This is a genomic window from Paludisphaera borealis (assembly GCF_001956985.1).
GTDB lineage: Bacteria > Planctomycetota > Planctomycetia > Isosphaerales > Isosphaeraceae > Paludisphaera > Paludisphaera borealis.
On sequence record NZ_CP019082.1, the window covers coordinates 2212296 to 2228321 of the forward strand.

The 16026-nt window shown below is 67.0% G+C and carries 10 protein-coding genes; 5 read left to right on the forward strand and 5 right to left on the reverse strand.

Features of this window, described 5'->3' with window-relative positions:
- The first annotated feature begins 62 nt into the window (after positions 1–62).
- A complete protein-coding gene (locus BSF38_RS08655; RefSeq protein WP_237170805.1) occupies positions 63–944 on the forward strand; it encodes a class I SAM-dependent methyltransferase in 882 nt (293 codons plus the stop codon).
- Positions 945–1031: 87 nt separating this feature from the next.
- Here BSF38_RS08655 and BSF38_RS08660 read toward each other — a convergent pair whose 3' ends face one another.
- From BSF38_RS08660 to BSF38_RS08675, 4 genes are all read right to left on the reverse strand, one after another.
- Entirely contained in the window at positions 1032–3203 is a 2172-nt protein-coding gene (locus BSF38_RS08660; RefSeq protein ID WP_076344786.1) for an ArnT family glycosyltransferase, read from the reverse strand.
- Between the two features lie 86 nt (positions 3204–3289).
- Positions 3290–4831, reverse strand: a complete 1542-nt coding sequence (gene xylB / locus BSF38_RS08665; protein ID WP_076344788.1) for a xylulokinase — start codon at positions 4829–4831, stop codon at positions 3290–3292.
- The gene (locus tag BSF38_RS08670; RefSeq protein WP_076344790.1) at positions 4828–5673 is read right to left on the reverse strand and encodes an MBL fold metallo-hydrolase; all 846 of its coding nucleotides are present in this window, start codon (positions 5671–5673) and stop codon (positions 4828–4830) included. Before BSF38_RS08670 ends, xylB begins: the two co-directional genes overlap by 4 nt.
- Before the next feature lie 181 nt (positions 5674–5854).
- On the reverse strand, positions 5855–6883 hold the full coding sequence (locus BSF38_RS08675; protein ID WP_076344792.1) for a cobalamin-independent methionine synthase II family protein: 1029 nt from the start codon (positions 6881–6883) through the stop codon (positions 5855–5857).
- Positions 6884–7263: 380 nt separating this feature from the next.
- Here BSF38_RS08675 and BSF38_RS08680 point away from each other — a divergent pair, with 380 nt between their 5' ends.
- The gene (locus tag BSF38_RS08680; protein WP_083712801.1) at positions 7264–8820 is read left to right on the forward strand and encodes a glucoamylase family protein; all 1557 of its coding nucleotides are present in this window, start codon (positions 7264–7266) and stop codon (positions 8818–8820) included.
- A 16-nt stretch (positions 8821–8836) separates the two neighbouring features.
- Here BSF38_RS08680 and BSF38_RS30610 read toward each other — a convergent pair whose 3' ends face one another.
- A complete protein-coding gene (locus BSF38_RS30610) occupies positions 8837–9028 on the reverse strand; it encodes a hypothetical protein (RefSeq protein WP_210405692.1) in 192 nt (63 codons plus the stop codon).
- Positions 9029–9362: 334 nt separating this feature from the next.
- Between BSF38_RS30610 and BSF38_RS08685 the strand changes: the two genes are divergently transcribed.
- The 3 genes from BSF38_RS08685 (at position 9363) to BSF38_RS08695 (ending at position 16014) form a co-directional block, all read left to right on the forward strand.
- Complete coding sequence (locus BSF38_RS08685) at positions 9363–10670, forward strand: DUF1501 domain-containing protein (protein WP_076350699.1); 1308 nt, start codon at positions 9363–9365, stop codon at positions 10668–10670.
- 131 nt (positions 10671–10801) lie between these two features.
- Complete coding sequence (locus tag BSF38_RS08690) at positions 10802–13273, forward strand: peptidase (protein ID WP_237170806.1); 2472 nt, start codon at positions 10802–10804, stop codon at positions 13271–13273.
- 332 nt (positions 13274–13605) lie between these two features.
- The gene (locus BSF38_RS08695) at positions 13606–16014 is read left to right on the forward strand and encodes a DUF1549 and DUF1553 domain-containing protein (protein ID WP_083713824.1); all 2409 of its coding nucleotides are present in this window, start codon (positions 13606–13608) and stop codon (positions 16012–16014) included.
- Positions 16015–16026: the final 12 nt, after the last annotated feature.

Genomic DNA, 16026 nt, shown 5'->3' on the forward strand with positions numbered 1-16026 from the left:
CGAATGCGACCGCCCGGTCAAGGCGAGTGGCGGCCCCGAACCTCGCCTTGAACCGAGCCGAGATGAGCAAGATCCCCCTGCCGCGCGTCGTGAAACGGCCCCTGGTCGCCGTCTGGAACGCCTCCCACCGGCTCGGCTGGCTGGCCCGCGACTACGCCTCGGCGATCGCGCACGGTCGGATCGAGCCCTGTTCGGTCTGCGGGAAGACGCGGCCGATGCTCTACCGCCGCCGCGTGATCCCCAACCGCCTGGTCGAACTCTGGGGCCTCTCGCCGGGTCAGGCGGTCGCCCTGGCCCGCAAGGAGTCGTCCGATTGCTCGGCCTGCGGCGCGAAGCTCCGCGCCCGGCGACTCGCCGAGGTTTTGCTCAACCTCTATCCGACCGGCGCACGATCGCTCCGGGATTGGACCCGATCAGCGGTCGCCCGCGACCTCCGCATCGCCGAGATCAACCGCATCGACGGCCTCCACGAGGCGCTGAAGGGGCTCCCCGGCTTTCAGCCGTCAGACTTCACGCCCGGAGCTAGTCCCGGCTCGGTCGTCGACGGCGTGCGGTGCGAGAACTTCACCCGGCTGACCTACCCCGACGCCTACTTCGACCTCGTCCTCACTTCCGAGACGCTCGAACACGTTCCCGACCTCGCAACAGCCCTCGCGGAGTGCCGTCGCGTGCTCGCTCCTGGCGGCCGGCACGTCTTCACCGCGCCGGTGTCGCCGAACGTCTCCAAGACCTTCCCGCGCGCCCGGCTCGGCCCGGACGGCTCGGTCGAACACCTGGCACCCTCGATCTCCCATCCCGGAGGCGACTGGGGCTACCCGGTCTTCACCGAGCTGGGGACCGACTTTCCCGACATCCTCCGTCAGGCCGGGTTCGAGACCGAGATCCGATTCGGCCCCATCAGCGACGACGACCTGGCGCAGGTTTACGTCTGCCGCAAACCGTAGGACGCTCACACGGAATCGCTCGGATCGCGAAGCCGTACGAGCCCGATGTGCCAGCGAGTGAATCGATTCCAACGGCCGATCGGAAATTTACTCGCTTGCGCTTCGGGCTGGTATTCCGCTCCCCGCCTGCGAGAGGCGACGGTTCAGGCGATTGGGTATCACGGTCGTAAGAGCGGCGCGCTGGACGTCTTCGGCGCTCAGCTTGTAGATGTAGATCGAGTGGCCGATGCGGTCGATCGGCTCGAACTGGCGGAAGTAGGCGAAGGCGTTTTCCTCGACATTCCACGAAGGCTGCCAGGCTTCTTGCCAGTAGGCGGTGTTGTCGTAGAGTCGCCAGGAGATTCCGTAGAGCATCGTCGCGCTCACGGCGTAATAGCCGGGCGTCAGCTTCGGGGACGGACCGATCACGTGCAAGCCCGGGGTGTTGAACATGGGCGAGACGTCGGCCGGTTTGACCGGCGGCAGAAACCAGTCGAAGTGATCGCCCCGGACCGTGAAGATGCTGGGGTTGATCTGGCCGAAGAGGGCCAGGCCGATTCGCTCATCGGGGATGTGGGTCCGGCACCACTCGCGAAGCCCGACGAGGTCCTGGCCCCAGTCGAGATTGCTGTCGATCAGCCGGGCGGGAACGCGGTCCGGTCCTCCCGAGGCCCAGTTGAAATAGGCGAGGTAGTGCGGGTGGCTCGCCAGCGTCGAGCCTACAGTCAGGGCCAACGCGCCGAGCACCGCCGCCCGACCGCCGGCCCGAGCCCGGCCGGAGAGCCCTTCGACCCAGGGTACGACCTTGCCCGCCTGGATGTAAATATAAGGGAAGACCGCGAGGACGTAGCGCAGCCCGAGGTTGATGTCCGTGAGAAAGCTCATCGCGAAGAGGATGACGATCGGAATAGTCCCGAGCGCAACCTCGTCGGCCCATCCCTCGCGCGACCGCCTGCCGACGGCCAGAGCCGCAAGCGAGGCCAGTGCGAGCAGCCACGTCCCTTCGGGCATCTTGTAGGCGAGGGTCGCCAGATAGTAGTACCACCACCCCGATCGCCGAAGCTCGCCGTTGAGGTAGACCGAATAGCCGGTCACGGAACGGTCGGTCGAAGCAGCCTCCGCGCGGGCCGTCGCGAGGTCGCCGCCGGAGAGGGCGCGCTTCGCCTTCGAGAACCGAATCGGGATACCTTCCGACTCGATCTTCTGCTCGTCGAAACCGAGCAAGTAATGCTCAGGCAAGGGGGCGGGAACGTGTTCGAGGATCGTCCCTCGGAAGCGGTTCTGCGCGAACGGCCAGATGATGTCGTACAGCGGGTTCGTGGTCGCGGGCGACCTGCGCACGCCCCCCGGGACCGGGCTCGTCAAGCTCTGGCTCGCGAACTCGAAGCTCCCCAGCGGCTTGCCGACCCCTTCGAACAGATAGCCGACGTCGATCGTCAAGATGCTGAGCGCGACGATGATCAAACCATGTATGACGCCCCTGCCGACGCGCCTCGGCCAGCCGTCGGGCGACGCGACGAGGATCGTCCGGACGACCCAGAGGAACGGCCAGACGAAGTACAGGAGGAGCATGCTGAACTTGGAGAGCTGGGCCAACCCCAGGGCCACGCCCGCGACGATCGCCCACGGCAGGCTCGGGCTTCGGAGGTAGCGCCAGAACAGGTACGTCGCCCCGGCGCCCAGGACCGTCGAGCCGACGTCCGTCGTGACCAGTCGCGTGTGCGCCAGGATGTTCGGGCAGAAGACCCAGAGGCAAAGGCTGAGCAACCCGCCGTAAGGCCCGTACAGCCGGCTCGACCAGGCGAAGACGACGAGACCGCCGAGCACCGAGAACAGCGGCATGACCATTCGCGCGAGCTGAAACAGCTCGAAGTAGCGGGCGGCGTTCACGAAGGCGAACGTCTGCGAGAACGTCGTCTGGGAAGGCTCGCGGTCCGTCCAGCTTTTCATCTGGTAGAGCGGGTCCATCACCGGATTCGACAGCACGACGGGCAAGGCGGCGATCAACTTGATGAGCGGAGGATTGTGGCGATAGAGGCGGAACGTATGCTTCTGCCAGTAGGTGAGTCCCGCCGGCATGTGAACGACCTCGTCGACCGTCGGGTTCTCGGTGATCAGGCTCCGTTCCGCCAGCGCCAGGTGAACCGCCAGCAAGCCGGCGACGGCCAGCCCGATCCAGACGACCTGGCGACGCGCCCGGGCCGGCTCGGGGAGAGCCGGTGGACTCGGCGGAATCTCCGGGACGGCCGGGCGGATTTCATGTCGCGGCTTGCGAGCCAAGCGAAGACTCCTGACAAGTTACGTAGCCATTAAAACAAGCTGTCGCAAGCATGCCTTCTCCCCTTGCGGGAAGAAAGGGAAATCGACTAGAAGCCGCCTTCTACGAGCTGGCTGATCTCGCGAAACGTCCCGCGCAGGTTCTGGTACAGGCTTTGGTAAACCTTGTAGGCCTTGTCGTAGTAAGCCTTGGCGCGGTGATCGACGTTCGTGCTTTCCAGCGTCATGATCGTCGCGTCGCAGGCTTCAGGGACGGTCGCGAAGCCGCCGGTTCCCACCTGAGCCAGCAGCGCGACGCCGAACGCCGGGCCCTCGGTCGAGTTCAGCGTATGGACGTCGCAGCCGTAGATGTCGGCCTGGATCTGCTTCCAAAGCGCGTTGCGGGCGCCGCCGCCGGAGACGCGGATGTGGTCGATCTCGGAGCCCATCTCGCGGATCAATTCGAGACTGTCGCGCATCGCGTACGTCGCCCCTTCGAGGACCGCCCGGATCAGGTGAGGACGGCCGTGACGGACCGTCAGGCCGATCCAGCCCCCCTTGGCGTCGGGGTCGAAGTGCGGCGAACGTTCGCCGGTCAGGTACGGCAGGAAGAACAACCCTTCCGCCCCCGGGCCGGCGATCGCCGCCTCGGCGGTGAGCAGGAGGTACGGGTCGATGCCCTGCGTCCGGGAAAGCTCGACCTCGGCCTTGCCCAGCTCGTTGCGGAACCACTGCAAGCTGCCCCCCGCCGAGAGCACGACGCCCATGACGTGCCACGCGCCCGGGACGGCGTGACAGCCACGCTGGAGCCGGCCGAGGGGGTCGAAGCCGGGCTTGTCGGTGTGGGCGAAGACGACGCCCGAGGTCCCCATCGTCGCCGAGGCGACGCCCGGCCGGACGATCCCGTTGCCGACCGCGCCGGCCGGCTGGTCGCCGCCGCCGCCGACCACCGGAGTTCCAACGGGCAAGCCGGTCGCCTCCGAGCCGATCGCGCTGACCTGGGCCGAAACCTCGAAGCTTTCGTGGCAGGGCGGCAGGAGCGCGGGGTCGATGTCGAGCTTGGCGAGCAGCTCGCGGCTCCATCGGCGATTGGCGACGTCGAGCAGCAGCGTGCCCGAGGCGTCGCTGACCTCCGTCGCGTAGGCGCCGGTCAGGCGATAGCGGACGTAATCCTTCGGTAAGAGCACCTGGCGAACCCGTTCCCAGTTCGCCGGCTCCTCCTTGCGGACCCAGAGCAGCTTGGGCGCGGTGAACCCGGTCATCGCGCGGTTGCCAACCATCTTGATGAGCGCCTCGCGCCCCCCCGCGCGATCCTCGATCTCCGCGCACTGGGCGGCCGTCCGCTGGTCGTTCCAAAGGAGCGCGGGACGGACGACTTCGCCCGACGCATCGAGGAAGACCGAGCCGTGCATCTGGCCGCTGAGGCCCACGCCGGCCACGTCGGCCGGCGCGAACTTGCCCGAGGAGAGCACGGCGCGGAGGGTCTCCTGGGTCGCGCGCCACCACAGCTCGGGGTCTTGCTCCGACCACCCCGGCCGCGGGTGCGAGCACGGGTACTCCGAAGACGCCGACGCGAGGATCTTGCCGTGCTCGTCGATGGCCAGCGTCTTGGTCCCGGACGTGCCGACGTCGATGCCGATCGTGATACTCAAGGCCGTAGCTCCCAACGCTCGCCGCATCGCAAGACGCGCGGACTGGTCCCGGCCGGCAGCCGACCCGCCTCGGCCTCGAAGAGTCCGACCGGAACCGTGTTGAATGTGAACATGTCGTAATGCTGAGGAACGACGAACCGAGGTCCGATCCGAACGGCCAGATCGACGGCCTCGGCCGCCGACATATTGCCCGCCACGCCCCGCGCGGGGTCGCGGCCGTTGATCGGCAAGAATAGCACGTCGAACCGATCCGCCCCGAGCGCCTCGGCCAGACCTTCGTACAAGAGCGTGTCGCCGCTGTGATAAAGCCGCAGGCCGTCCGACTCGATGACGAACCCAAGATACGGATGCCGGCCGGCCGCGTCACGGTCGAACCCCTCGTGAGCCGACGCAATCGCCCGGACGCGAAACCCGGCGCACTCGAAGGTCGCCCCGACGTCGAGTCCGACCAGCCGATCGTCCGGCAGCCCCAGGCCGTGCGCGTGCTCGCGGATCGCCTCGGGCAAGGCGAGGACCGCCGCCGGCGAGGCGTTCAGCAGCGCCGAGGCCGAGCCCGGGTCGAGGTGGTCGGAGTGCTTGTGGCTGGCGAGGATCAGATCGATCCCGCGCAGGTCTTCGCCCAGGATCGGCGACCGCGTCATCCGGACGTGCCGCCGTTCGGTCGCCTCGTACTTGCGCGTCAGGTGCTCCGAGAGATAAAGGTCGACCGCCAGCAGTCCGGACCGCGACTTGAGCAGGTAGCCGCTCTGCCCCAGCCACCAGACGGCCAGGCCGCCGGGCGGAACGGTCGTCTCGGCGATCTCGCGCGCCAGGTCGGGGCCGCTGCGGTATGGTTCAATCATGTCGGCCCCCCTTTCGATGGCTCTGAAAAAACGGGGCGGGGCTCCTTCCGGGTGGCTGTGGCGGAATGCCACAGATCGGACGCCACGGCCCGCGCATCTGTGGCATTCTGCCACAGCCACCCAAGGCTTACCTCTCCCATTTTCATGAAGTCGGGCGTCACAGCGTCTTGATGGTTTGTGGTCAAGAGCGTCCCAGCTCGCGGCGGACGATCGCCGCGCCCTCGGCCAGCGATCGAGCCTTGGCCACCGCCAGATGCCGGGCCGTCTGCGAGAACCCGCAGTCGGGCGTGATCGACACCCGCTCGGGCGCGACGTGCTTGAGGACCGCGCGCAGCCGCTCGGCCACCAGCCCCGGCGGCTCGATCCAGGTGTTCTTGACGTCGACCAGGCCGACCGCCACGTCCATCGTCTCGGGGAGTTCGGCCAGCAGCTCGATCTCCGCCATCTCGCGGCTGGCGAACTCGAGCGCGAGCTGCGACACCCGGGCGCGGCCGATGTGCGGGAACAACGGCCGATAGGTGCGATGCCCCACCGCCCGCGCCCGGTAATTGCCGAAGCACATGTGCATGCTGACGTACGCCTTGACGCCCGCGACCGTGCGAGCGATCACGTCGAGGAAGTAGTCGGGAGCGTCCGGGTGGCAGGCGAAGCTCGGCTCGTCGAGCTGGATGAAGTCGACCCCGGCGGCGTCGAGGGCTTTCAGCTCGGCCGCGACGATCGGAATCAACGCTTCGGCCGTCGCCGCGCGATTCGGATACACGTCGCCGCCGTCGATGCAACCCGCCAGGGTGAACGGCCCCGGGATCGGAATCTTGACCGGGCCGGTGGTGTACTCGCGAAGGCGGTGGTACTCGGTCGTCGTCCCCAACCCCTCGGGAGCGGTGAGCGGGGCGATGCAGCGGTAGCGATCGCGCTGGTCGTGGGCGGGGGCGCCCCAGTGCCGGGCTTTCCGCAACGGCTCCAGACCGCCGAGATACTCGTAAAACCCCAGGTTGAAGTCCACCCGTTGCATCTCGCCGTCGGTGATCCGGTCGAGGCCCGAGCGGACCTGGTCGTCGATCGCCAGCCGGATCGCGTCGCGGACCGCTTCCTCGCGGTCGACGGGCCCGTACAACTCGGGTCGGTCCTTGACGTCGCCGACGAATTTCTCGTACCAGCCCGGGAACGACCAACTGCCGATCACCGTGGCGGGAATCAGAGGTTCCGCCATCGACTTCTCCCTTTCTTCAAGATCCCGATCGACCGGGACGATGAGACCAGATGGCGGGTGTGCGAGCCCGCCGTCTCGGAACGGCCACGATCGAGATCGCCTTCGACCCGCGCGCCCGTTCTCGCCGCACGTTCACGACCTCCCATTGAATCTACCTCCATGAACGGGGAGGCACCAGGCTCCCGTGAACCCAGCCGCCGCCCCGACGGCGAACCACACGCCTCATTGCGTGAGCCCATGCTAGCCTTTGTCACAATCCGGCCTCCGGAATAGAATGAGTAAGTGAAGGCAACGCTGTTCCGGTGTTGAGGGAACGAGTTCGCGGGGGATCGCCGCGGATTGCCCGCGCCTGCCCACATCTTCTCTTCAGAGGTGGTGCGATGGCTCGATCGCCTGTTTCGCCGTACGTCGTCGGTTTGTTCGGGATGATCGTCGGCCTGTTCGGGTCGTCGAACGCCCACGGCCAGCCGACCGCGTCGTCGCTCGCTCCAGCCGATCGGGCGGTCCTCAAGCGCTACGCCGAGGACGCCTGGCGGTCGATGGACCGCCTGACCCAGCCCAGCGGCCTGCCCGCCGACCGCATCCATCGCAAGGGAGAAGGCTGGGACGCCGCCGTGATGGAGACCTCGCCGACGAACATCGCGTCGTACATCTGGAGCGTCATGGCCGCCGAGCAGCTTGAGATCATCCCCCACGACCAGGCGCGCGACCGGCTGACGCAGACGATCGTGACGCTCGAACGGATGAATCGCCCGCACGGTTTCTTCATCAACGACATCGATCCGAGGGACGGCGCGCGTCTGCTGGTCTCGCCCGTCAACTCTCAGCCCCGCCGACCGCTGCTATCGAGCGTCGACAATGCGTGGCTGGCGGTCGCCCTGACGATGGTCGTCAATACCCAGCCCGAACTCGCGCCCGCCGCCGCCAAGCTCCTGGAGGCCATGGACTTCGGGTTCTTCTACGATTCGTACGACCCGGCTCGGCCGGTGCAGCATCCCGGCTTGTTGCACGTCGGCTACTGGACCGACGAGAACGCCTTCTTCGGTCATTACGGCATGCTCAACTCCGAGGCCCGGATCGCCAGCTATCTGGCCATCGCCCGCGGCCAGCTTCCGGCCGAGCAGTACTATCGGATGTACCGAACGCTGCCGACCGACGTGGGGCCGCAGTTCCAGACGCCGACCGGAGAGCGCCGGGAATACCTCGGCGTGCCGGTGTTCGAGGGGGCCTACAATTACCAGGGGACGCGGATCGTCCCGAGCTGGGGGGGCAGCATGTTCGAGGCCCTGATGGTCACCCTCTTCGTCCCTGAGGCGTCGTGGGCCCCCCGAAGCTGGGGCGTCAACCACCCGCTCTACGTCCGGGCGCAGATCGTCCACGGCCTCCAGGAGATGCAGTACGGCTTCTGGGGCTTCTCGCCCGCGTTCCGGCCGGCCGGCGGCTATGAAGTTTACGGCGTCAATGGACTGGGAACGAACCCGGACGGCTACTACTCGTACGAGATCGGCTGGGGCGTGCCGATGATCTCCAACGTCGTCATCACGCGGACCCCGCACGGAATCGTCACCCCCCACGCCTCGTTCCTCGCCCTCCGCTTCGCCCGCCAGGAAGCGATGACGAACCTCCAGAACCTCAAGAACCGGTTCCCGTCCTACGGCGCCCTCGGCTTCCAGGATTCCGTCGACGTCACCGCCGGACTCGTCTCGGGCTTCGTCCTGGCGCTCGATCAGGGGATGATCCTCGCCGCGATCACCAACGAACTGAGCGACGACTACATGCAACGCGCCTTCACCACCGGCGCGGTCGAGCGGATCGTCCGTCCCCTGATCGCCCAGGAAGAGTTCACCGCCGGCGCGCCGGGCCAGTTCAACCGCGCCGGACGTCCCGAAGCCCGGTTCACCGAAGCCCACCGCATCCACGTCCGCGCAAGCGAGTGATTTTTTACACCACGCATCACTTCATCCGGTCTTCGCGGACTGAACACACCTCACCGTCCGAACTCATTGCAAAATCGAAGGTTAGCGACGATGGGCGATGCCCGTACCACGGAGCTGCGCCGTTTGCCTTGTCGCCGTTTTGCCGATTGCGCAGAATATCCGACATGTTGATTGCGAACTCGATGGCGAGTTCCAAAAAACGCGCCAACGCCGTCGTCGATGGCCTCGTAATACCTTGCAAGTGAAACTCGATTGTTTGACAATAATTGCACCCAGACCGACTCCACGGGACGTCCGCCACCCCCGCTCGACGCCCCTGTCCCCCAAGACCGCTCTTTTCCCCAGCCCCAGACGCTATCAGGATCTCCACTGATCGTGTTACCGCACAAGAGTTTGCAGCATTGCGACGGTCGCCCGGGAGTGGGACGCTAGTCCCTCCCGCCATGAGCGATCGGATTCAAGACAAGACGCCCGCCCTCACGCATAGAGCCTTCGTCGCGTCCGGCGCGACGAGGATTGAAACAAACGCAGGAGATGTGATCATGGCGACCGGATTTCCGACCCCGATGAGTCGTCGAGGGTTTCTGACCGTGGGATCGATCGGCCTCGGGGGATTGACCCTGGCCGACCTGCTGCGCGTCCAGGCTCGGGCCGACCAGAAGAATTACGCCCCCATCGAGGCCAAGGCCGACTCGGTGATTCACATCTTCCTGCCGGGCGGCATCGCCCACCAGGAGACGTTCGATCCCAAGCCGTTCGCGCCGATCGAGTACCGGGGCGAGATGAACTCTGTCCCGACCAAGATCGACGGCGAGCGGTTCAGCGAGACGCTGGCCCAGACGGCCCAGGTCGCCGACAAGATGACGGTCATCCGGTCGATGACCCACGGCGAGGCCGCCCACGAGCGCGGCACGCACAACATGTTCACGGGCTACCGGCCCAGCCCCGCGCTCGTCTACCCGAGCTTCGGCAGCGTGGTCTCGCACGAGTACGGCCCCAAGAACAACCTGCCGCCGTACGTCTGCATTCCGAGCATCCCCAACGTGTACGCGGGGACCGGCTACCTCAGCTCGGCGTTCTCGCCGTTCAGCCTGGGGAGCGACCCGGCCGCCGAGGGCTTCCGCGTGCAGGACCTGAACCTGCCCAGCGGGATCGACACGGGCCGGTTCACCACCCGCCGCACGGTGCTTGACGCGGTCAACGACCACTTCGCCAAGGCCGAGAAGAGCGACAACATCGGAGCGATGGACACCTTCTACGAGCGGGCCTACAGCCTGATCAGCTCGGAGAAGGCCCGCGAGGCGTTCAACATCGCCGCCGAACCCGCCAAGATCCGCGACGAGTACGGCCGCAACCCGGCCGGTCAGCGGATGCTGCTGGCCCGGCGACTGGTCGCCGCCGGCGTCCGGATGGTCACGATCCAGTACGGCGGCTGGGACCTGCACTCGCAGATCGTCCCCGGCATGAAGAGCCAGATGCCGGCCTTCGACCAGGCGTACGCCACCCTGATCCGCGACCTCGACCGCCAGGGCCTCCTCAAGCGGACGCTCGTCATGGTGTCGAGCGAGTTCGGCCGCACGCCCAAGATCAACAAGGACGCCGGCCGCGACCACTGGCCGAAGGTCTTCAGCGTCGCCCTGGCCGGCGGCGGCATCAAGGGGGGGTACATCCACGGCGCGTCGAACGCCACGGCCACCGAGCCCGATCGCGACCCGGTCGGCCCCGAAGACCTGGCCACGACCGTCTACCACCTCATGGGCATCGTCGCCGACAAGGAACTCATGTCGCCGGGCAACCGGCCGATCGAGATCGTCGACGGCGGCAAGGTGGTCAAAGAGCTGATGGCCTGACCCCTCGTCGAACCTCGCGAAGGGCCGCGATCCTTGACGGTCGCCGGCCCTTCGCCCCGCCTTGCATCGCTTCGCGGTACTTCGAGACCGATCGCCCGAACCCGCCGGCCCATCACTTGAGAAATTCCAAAATGCCTTCCTCCCGCCCCCCCCTGCTCAGGTCGTCGCTCCTGGCCCTGCCCCTGGCGCTCGCGACCGCCCTGCCCGCTCTCGCCTCGACCCCCAGCCTGACGGCCGTTCGACCGGTCGGCGGCCAGCGCGGCGTTGAGCTCGACGTCACGTTCTCCGGCGCCCGACTGGGCGACGCCAAGGAGATCCTGTTCTATCAGCCGGGCGTGACCGCCACCGCGATCACGAAGGTCGACGACAACAACGTCAAGGCGAAGGTCAAGATCGCCGCCGACAGCCCGCTCGGCTGGCACGACCTCCGCATCCGGACCGCCACCGGCCTCAGCGAGCTGCGCGGCTTCAGCGTCGGTGCGTTCCCGGAAGTCGCCGAGGTCGAGCCCAACAACGATTTCGCCGCCCCCCAGGCGATCCCGATGAACGTCACGATCAACGGCGTCGCCGATAACGAGGACGTCGATTACTTCGTGGTCGACGCCAAGAAGGGCGAACGGATCTCGGTCGAAGTCGAAGGCATGCGGCTGGGGATCACGTTGTTCGACCCCTACGTGGCGATCCTCAACACCAAGAGGTTCGAGCTGGCGTCGAGCGACGACGCGGCGCTCCTCTGGCAAGACGCGTTCGCCTCGGTGGTGGCTCCGGAAGACGGCAAATACATCATCCAGGTGCGCGAGAGCGCGTACGCCGGCAACGGCGCGTGCCTGTACCGCGTGCAGGTGGGCAACTACCCGCGCTCGACCGGCGTCTTCCCGCCGGGGGGCAAGTTCGGCGAGACGCTCGCCGTGCGCTGGATAGGCGACCCGGCCGGCGAGGCGACGGTCAACGTCACGCTGCCGGCCGCCTACGTCCCGAACTTCGGCATCACGCGGCAGGACGAAAAGGGACTGTCGCCGCACCCAAACCTGTTCCGGCTCACCCCCCTGGGCAACGTCCTCGAAAAAGAGCCAAACAACGACCAGGCCACGGCGACTCCGTTCACGGCTCCCATGGCCTTGAACGGCGTGCTGGAAAAGGCCGGCGACGTCGATCATTTCGTCTTCGCGGGGAAGAAGGGCCAGACGTACGACTTCCGGCTGTTCGGCCGCCAGCTCCGCTCGCCGATCGACTCGGTGATGTACCTGGCGAAGAAGGGGGCCGGCGCCGCGGTCGGCAACGACGACGCCGTCGGGCCCGACAGCTACTTCCGGTTCGCCTGTCCTGAAGACGCCGAGTACGTCGTCTCGGTCGTCGATCAACTGGGCAACGGAGGCCCCTCCTACGTCTATCGGATCGAGGTCAGCCCCGTCGCTCCCAGGCTCACCGTGTCCACCCCCGCCGAGCAGATCATGCTGGGGACCGGCGTCATGGCCCCGAGCGTCCCCCGAGGCAACCGCCAGGCGATCCTGATCCAGGGGAGCCGGGCCGACTTCGGCGGCGACGTCAACATCCTCGCCGAGAATCTGCCGCCGGGGATCGAGATGGAAGCCCCCGTGCTGGTCGCCAGTCAGGCGATCGTCCCGGTCCTGTTCAAGGCCAAGGCCGACGCCCCGCTCGCCGCGACGCTCGCCAAGATCTCGGGCAAGTCGGTCGATCCCAAGGTTGAAGTCGCCTCCGAGTTCAGCTCGCAGGCCGCGTTCGTCCTCTCGCCGGTCAACAACGGCATCATCGTCTGGTCGCGGACCGTCGACCGCCTGGCCGTCGGCGTGACCGAGGAGAGCCCGTACTCGATCGAGATCGTTCAGCCGAAAGTCCCCATGGTCCGCAGCGGCCAGATGGGCTTGAAGGTCCGGGCGACCCGCAAGGAAGGCTTCAAGGCGGCCATCGCCGTGTCGCTCCCCTGGAACCCTCCCGGCGTCGGCTCGTCCGGCGGCGTGGCGATCCCCGAGGGGCAGAACGAAGCCGTGATCCCCATGAACGCCGACGGCGGCGCCGAGCTGCGGACCTGGAAGATCGTCGTCAACGGCACGTCGAGCGGACCGACCGGTCCGATCATGGTCTCGTCCCAGCTCGCCGACCTGACGATCGCCGCCCCGTTCGTGGGCCTGACGTTCCAGGCCGCGACGGTCGAGCAAGGCAAGGAAGCCGACATGGCGGTCGCCGTCACCAAGAACGTCGACTTCCCGGGCGAGGCCGACGTGAGCCTCGTCGGACTCCCGAACAAGGTGACGACCGACGTCAAGAAGATCACCAAGGACAGCAAGGACATCGTGTACCACCTGAAGACCGACGCCACGTCGCCGGCCGGCAACCACACGAACCTGTTCTGCCAGGTGGTCGTCACCCAGAACGGCGAACCGATCGTCCACAACATCGGCTCGGGGACCTTGCGAATCGACGCCCCGCTCCCCAAGCCGGCCGCCGCCGCGGCTCCAGCCCCGGCCGCCGCGCCCGTCGCCGCGGCCGCGCCAGCCGCCGCGCCGGCCAAGCCGTTGAGCCGGCTCGAAAAGCTGCGGCTCGACAGCAAGCAAAAGCAGCAGGCGGCGGCGGCCGGCAAGTGAACCCCGTCCCGCCACGCATGGTGACTCCTCGATACGCGACTTTGTGACTTACAGAGATTTCCGGTCGGACCGCCCAGGCTTTCGGGTCGGCCGGCTTTCTTGCAGATAAGGACTTCCTCGTCATGTTCAGGTCGACCGGATCTCTCGCCCGAGCGATGCAACGAGCGCTCGTCGGGATCGGAAGCAGCGGCCTCTGCCTGGGCGTCACGTTCGCCCAGGAGCCGGCCAAACCCGCCGCCCCGGCTCCGGCGCCCGCCGCCGCGCCCGCCCCAGCCCCGGCAACCCCAAAGCCGGAAGCGAAGCCCGCCGCTCCGGCCCCGGCTACCGCTCCGATGCCTGAGATTCCGGCGACGCCGATCGCTCCCGAGCCTGCGCCGACGGTCGGTCTGACGCAGATCCAGGTCTTTCCCGACGTGATCCATCTGACGACGGCCCGCGATCGCCAGTCGATCGTGGTCCAGGCGTCGTACGCCGACGGCATCACCCGCGACGTGACGCGCGAGGCGAAGCTGACTCCCGCCAACCCGGCGGTCCTTCGCCGCGATGAGGATACGTTCTATCCGCTGAGCGACGGCGAGACGACCATGGCCGTGACGTTCGGCGACAAGTCGCAGACCATCCCGGTCAAGGTGGCGCAGGCGAAGACGCAGTTGCCGCTCAGCTTCCGGCTCGACGTGATGCCGGTCTTCCTGCGGGCCGGCTGCAATACGGGAAGCTGCCACGGCTCGTCGCGCGGCAAGGACGGCTTCCGGATCTCGATCTTCGGCTTCGACCCCGACGGCGACCACTTCCGCCTGACCCGCGAGATGGTCGGCCGGCGGATCAACCTGGCCGTCCCCGCCGACAGCACGCTCCTCGAAAAATCGATCGGCGCGGTGCAGCACACCGGCGGCAAGCGGTTCGAGGCCGGCAGCGAGATGTACCGGATCATTCACGAGTGGATTGAGAAGGGCGCCAACAACGACGACGTGAGCAAGCTGCCCACCGTCCTCGGCGTCGACATCTATCCCAAGAACGGCGTGCTCGACGGCAAGGGGTCGCGGCAGCAGATGACGGTGCGGGCGCGCTACTCCGACGGCACCGACCGCGACGTCACCAAGCTGTCGCTCTTCCAGACGAACAACGAGTCATCCGCCGCCGTCACGCCCGAGGGTCTGGTGACCGCCGGCGATCGCGGCGAGGCGTTCGTGATGGCTCGGTTCGAGACCCACACGGTCGGCTCGCAGTTCATCGTCCTGCCCAAGGGGCTCAAGTTCGCGTACCCGAGCGAGCCCGAGGCCAACTACATCGACAAGCTCGTCGCCGCGAAGCTCCAGAAGCTGCGCATCGCCCCGTCGGGCGTCTGCGACGACGACGCCTTCCTGCGCCGGGTGTACCTCGACGTCGTCGGCCTGACGCCGACCACCGACGAGTACACCAAGTTCATCACCTCGACCGATCCGGCCAAGCGGGCCAAGGTGATCGACGAGCTGCTCGAGCGCAAGGAGTTCTCCGAGATCTGGGTCAGCCAGTGGGCGGAGCTGCTCCAGATCCGGTCGACGATCACGGTCAGCTACAAGTCGATGTTCCTGTATTACAACTGGCTCGTCGAGCAACTCTCGAAGAACATGCCGATGGACCAGATGGTTCAAGAGCTTCTCGGCGCCAACGGCGGCACGTTCAAGAACCCGGCGACGAACTTCTACCAGACGACGACCGAGACGCTGCCGCTCACCGAGAGCGTGGCCCAGGTCTTCATGGGCATGCGAATCCAGTGCGCCCAGTGCCACAACCACCCGTTCGACCGCTGGACGCAGGACGACTACTACGGGTTCGCCGCGTTCTTCTCGCAGATCGGCCGCAAGCAGGCCGAGGACTTCCGCGAGCTGATCGTCTTCAACTCCGGCGGCGGCGAGATGAACCACCCGGTCGGCGGCCGGGTCATGCCTCCCAAGTTCCTGGGGGGAGAGGCCCCCGACGTCAAGGGCAAGGACCGCCGCGTGGTCCTGGCCAAGTGGCTCGCCTCGCCCCAGAACCCGTGGTTCGCGTCGTCGTTCGCCAACCGCGTCTGGGCCCACTTCACGGGCGTCGGCATCGTCGAGCCGGTCGACGACTTCCGGGTCAGCAACCCCGCGTCGAACCCCGAATTGCTCGAAGCCCTCGGCAAGCGGTTCACCGAGACGAAGTACGACCTCAAGGCCCTCGTCCGCGACATCTGCAACTCGCGCACTTACCAGCGCGTGACCACCCGCAACGAGAGCAACACCGGCGACGAGCGCAACTTCTCCCACGCCCTGGTCCGGCGGATCAAAGCCGAGAGCCTGCTCGACACGATCAGCCAGGTGACCGAGACGAAGGACAAGTTCGCGGGCCTGCCGGTCGGCGCCCGCGCCGTGCAGATCGCCGACGGCGGCAACTCGACCTACTTCCTGACGACCTTCGGCCGGGCCACGCGGGAGACCCCCTGCTCGTGCGAGGTCAAGATGGAGCCGACCCTCTCGCAGGCGCTCCACCTGCTCAATGGCGACACGGTCAACGCCAAGATCCAGCAGGGGGGCGTGATCAAGAAGCTGATGGAGTCGAAGAAGTTCCCCGAGGAGCGGATCACCGACCTCTACATCCGCACCCTGGCCCGCAAGCCGACCAAGGAAGAGCTCGACAAGATCGTTCCGTCGCTGGCCAAGGCGCCCGACCAGGCGCAGGCGCTCGGCGACATCTTCTGGGCCCTGCTGAACAGCCGCGAGTTCCTCTTCAACCATTGATTCGAACGGGAA

Bases quoted from the DNA above. Each gene is read 5' to 3' on its own strand.
- BSF38_RS08655 (WP_237170805.1), top strand. From the start codon at position 63: ATGAGCAAGATCCCCCTGCCGCGCGTCGTGAAACGGCCCCTGGTCGCC.
- BSF38_RS08670 (WP_076344790.1), bottom strand. From the start codon at position 5,673: ATGATTGAACCATACCGCAGCGGCCCCGACCTGGCGCGCGAGATCGCC.
- BSF38_RS08675 (WP_076344792.1), bottom strand. From the start codon at position 6,883: ATGGCGGAACCTCTGATTCCCGCCACGGTGATCGGCAGTTGGTCGTTC.
- BSF38_RS08680 (WP_083712801.1), top strand. From the start codon at position 7,264: ATGGCTCGATCGCCTGTTTCGCCGTACGTCGTCGGTTTGTTCGGGATG.
- BSF38_RS08685 (WP_076350699.1), top strand. From the start codon at position 9,363: ATGGCGACCGGATTTCCGACCCCGATGAGTCGTCGAGGGTTTCTGACC.
- BSF38_RS08690 (WP_237170806.1), top strand. From the start codon at position 10,802: ATGCCTTCCTCCCGCCCCCCCCTGCTCAGGTCGTCGCTCCTGGCCCTG.
- BSF38_RS08695 (WP_083713824.1), top strand. From the start codon at position 13,606: ATGCCTGAGATTCCGGCGACGCCGATCGCTCCCGAGCCTGCGCCGACG.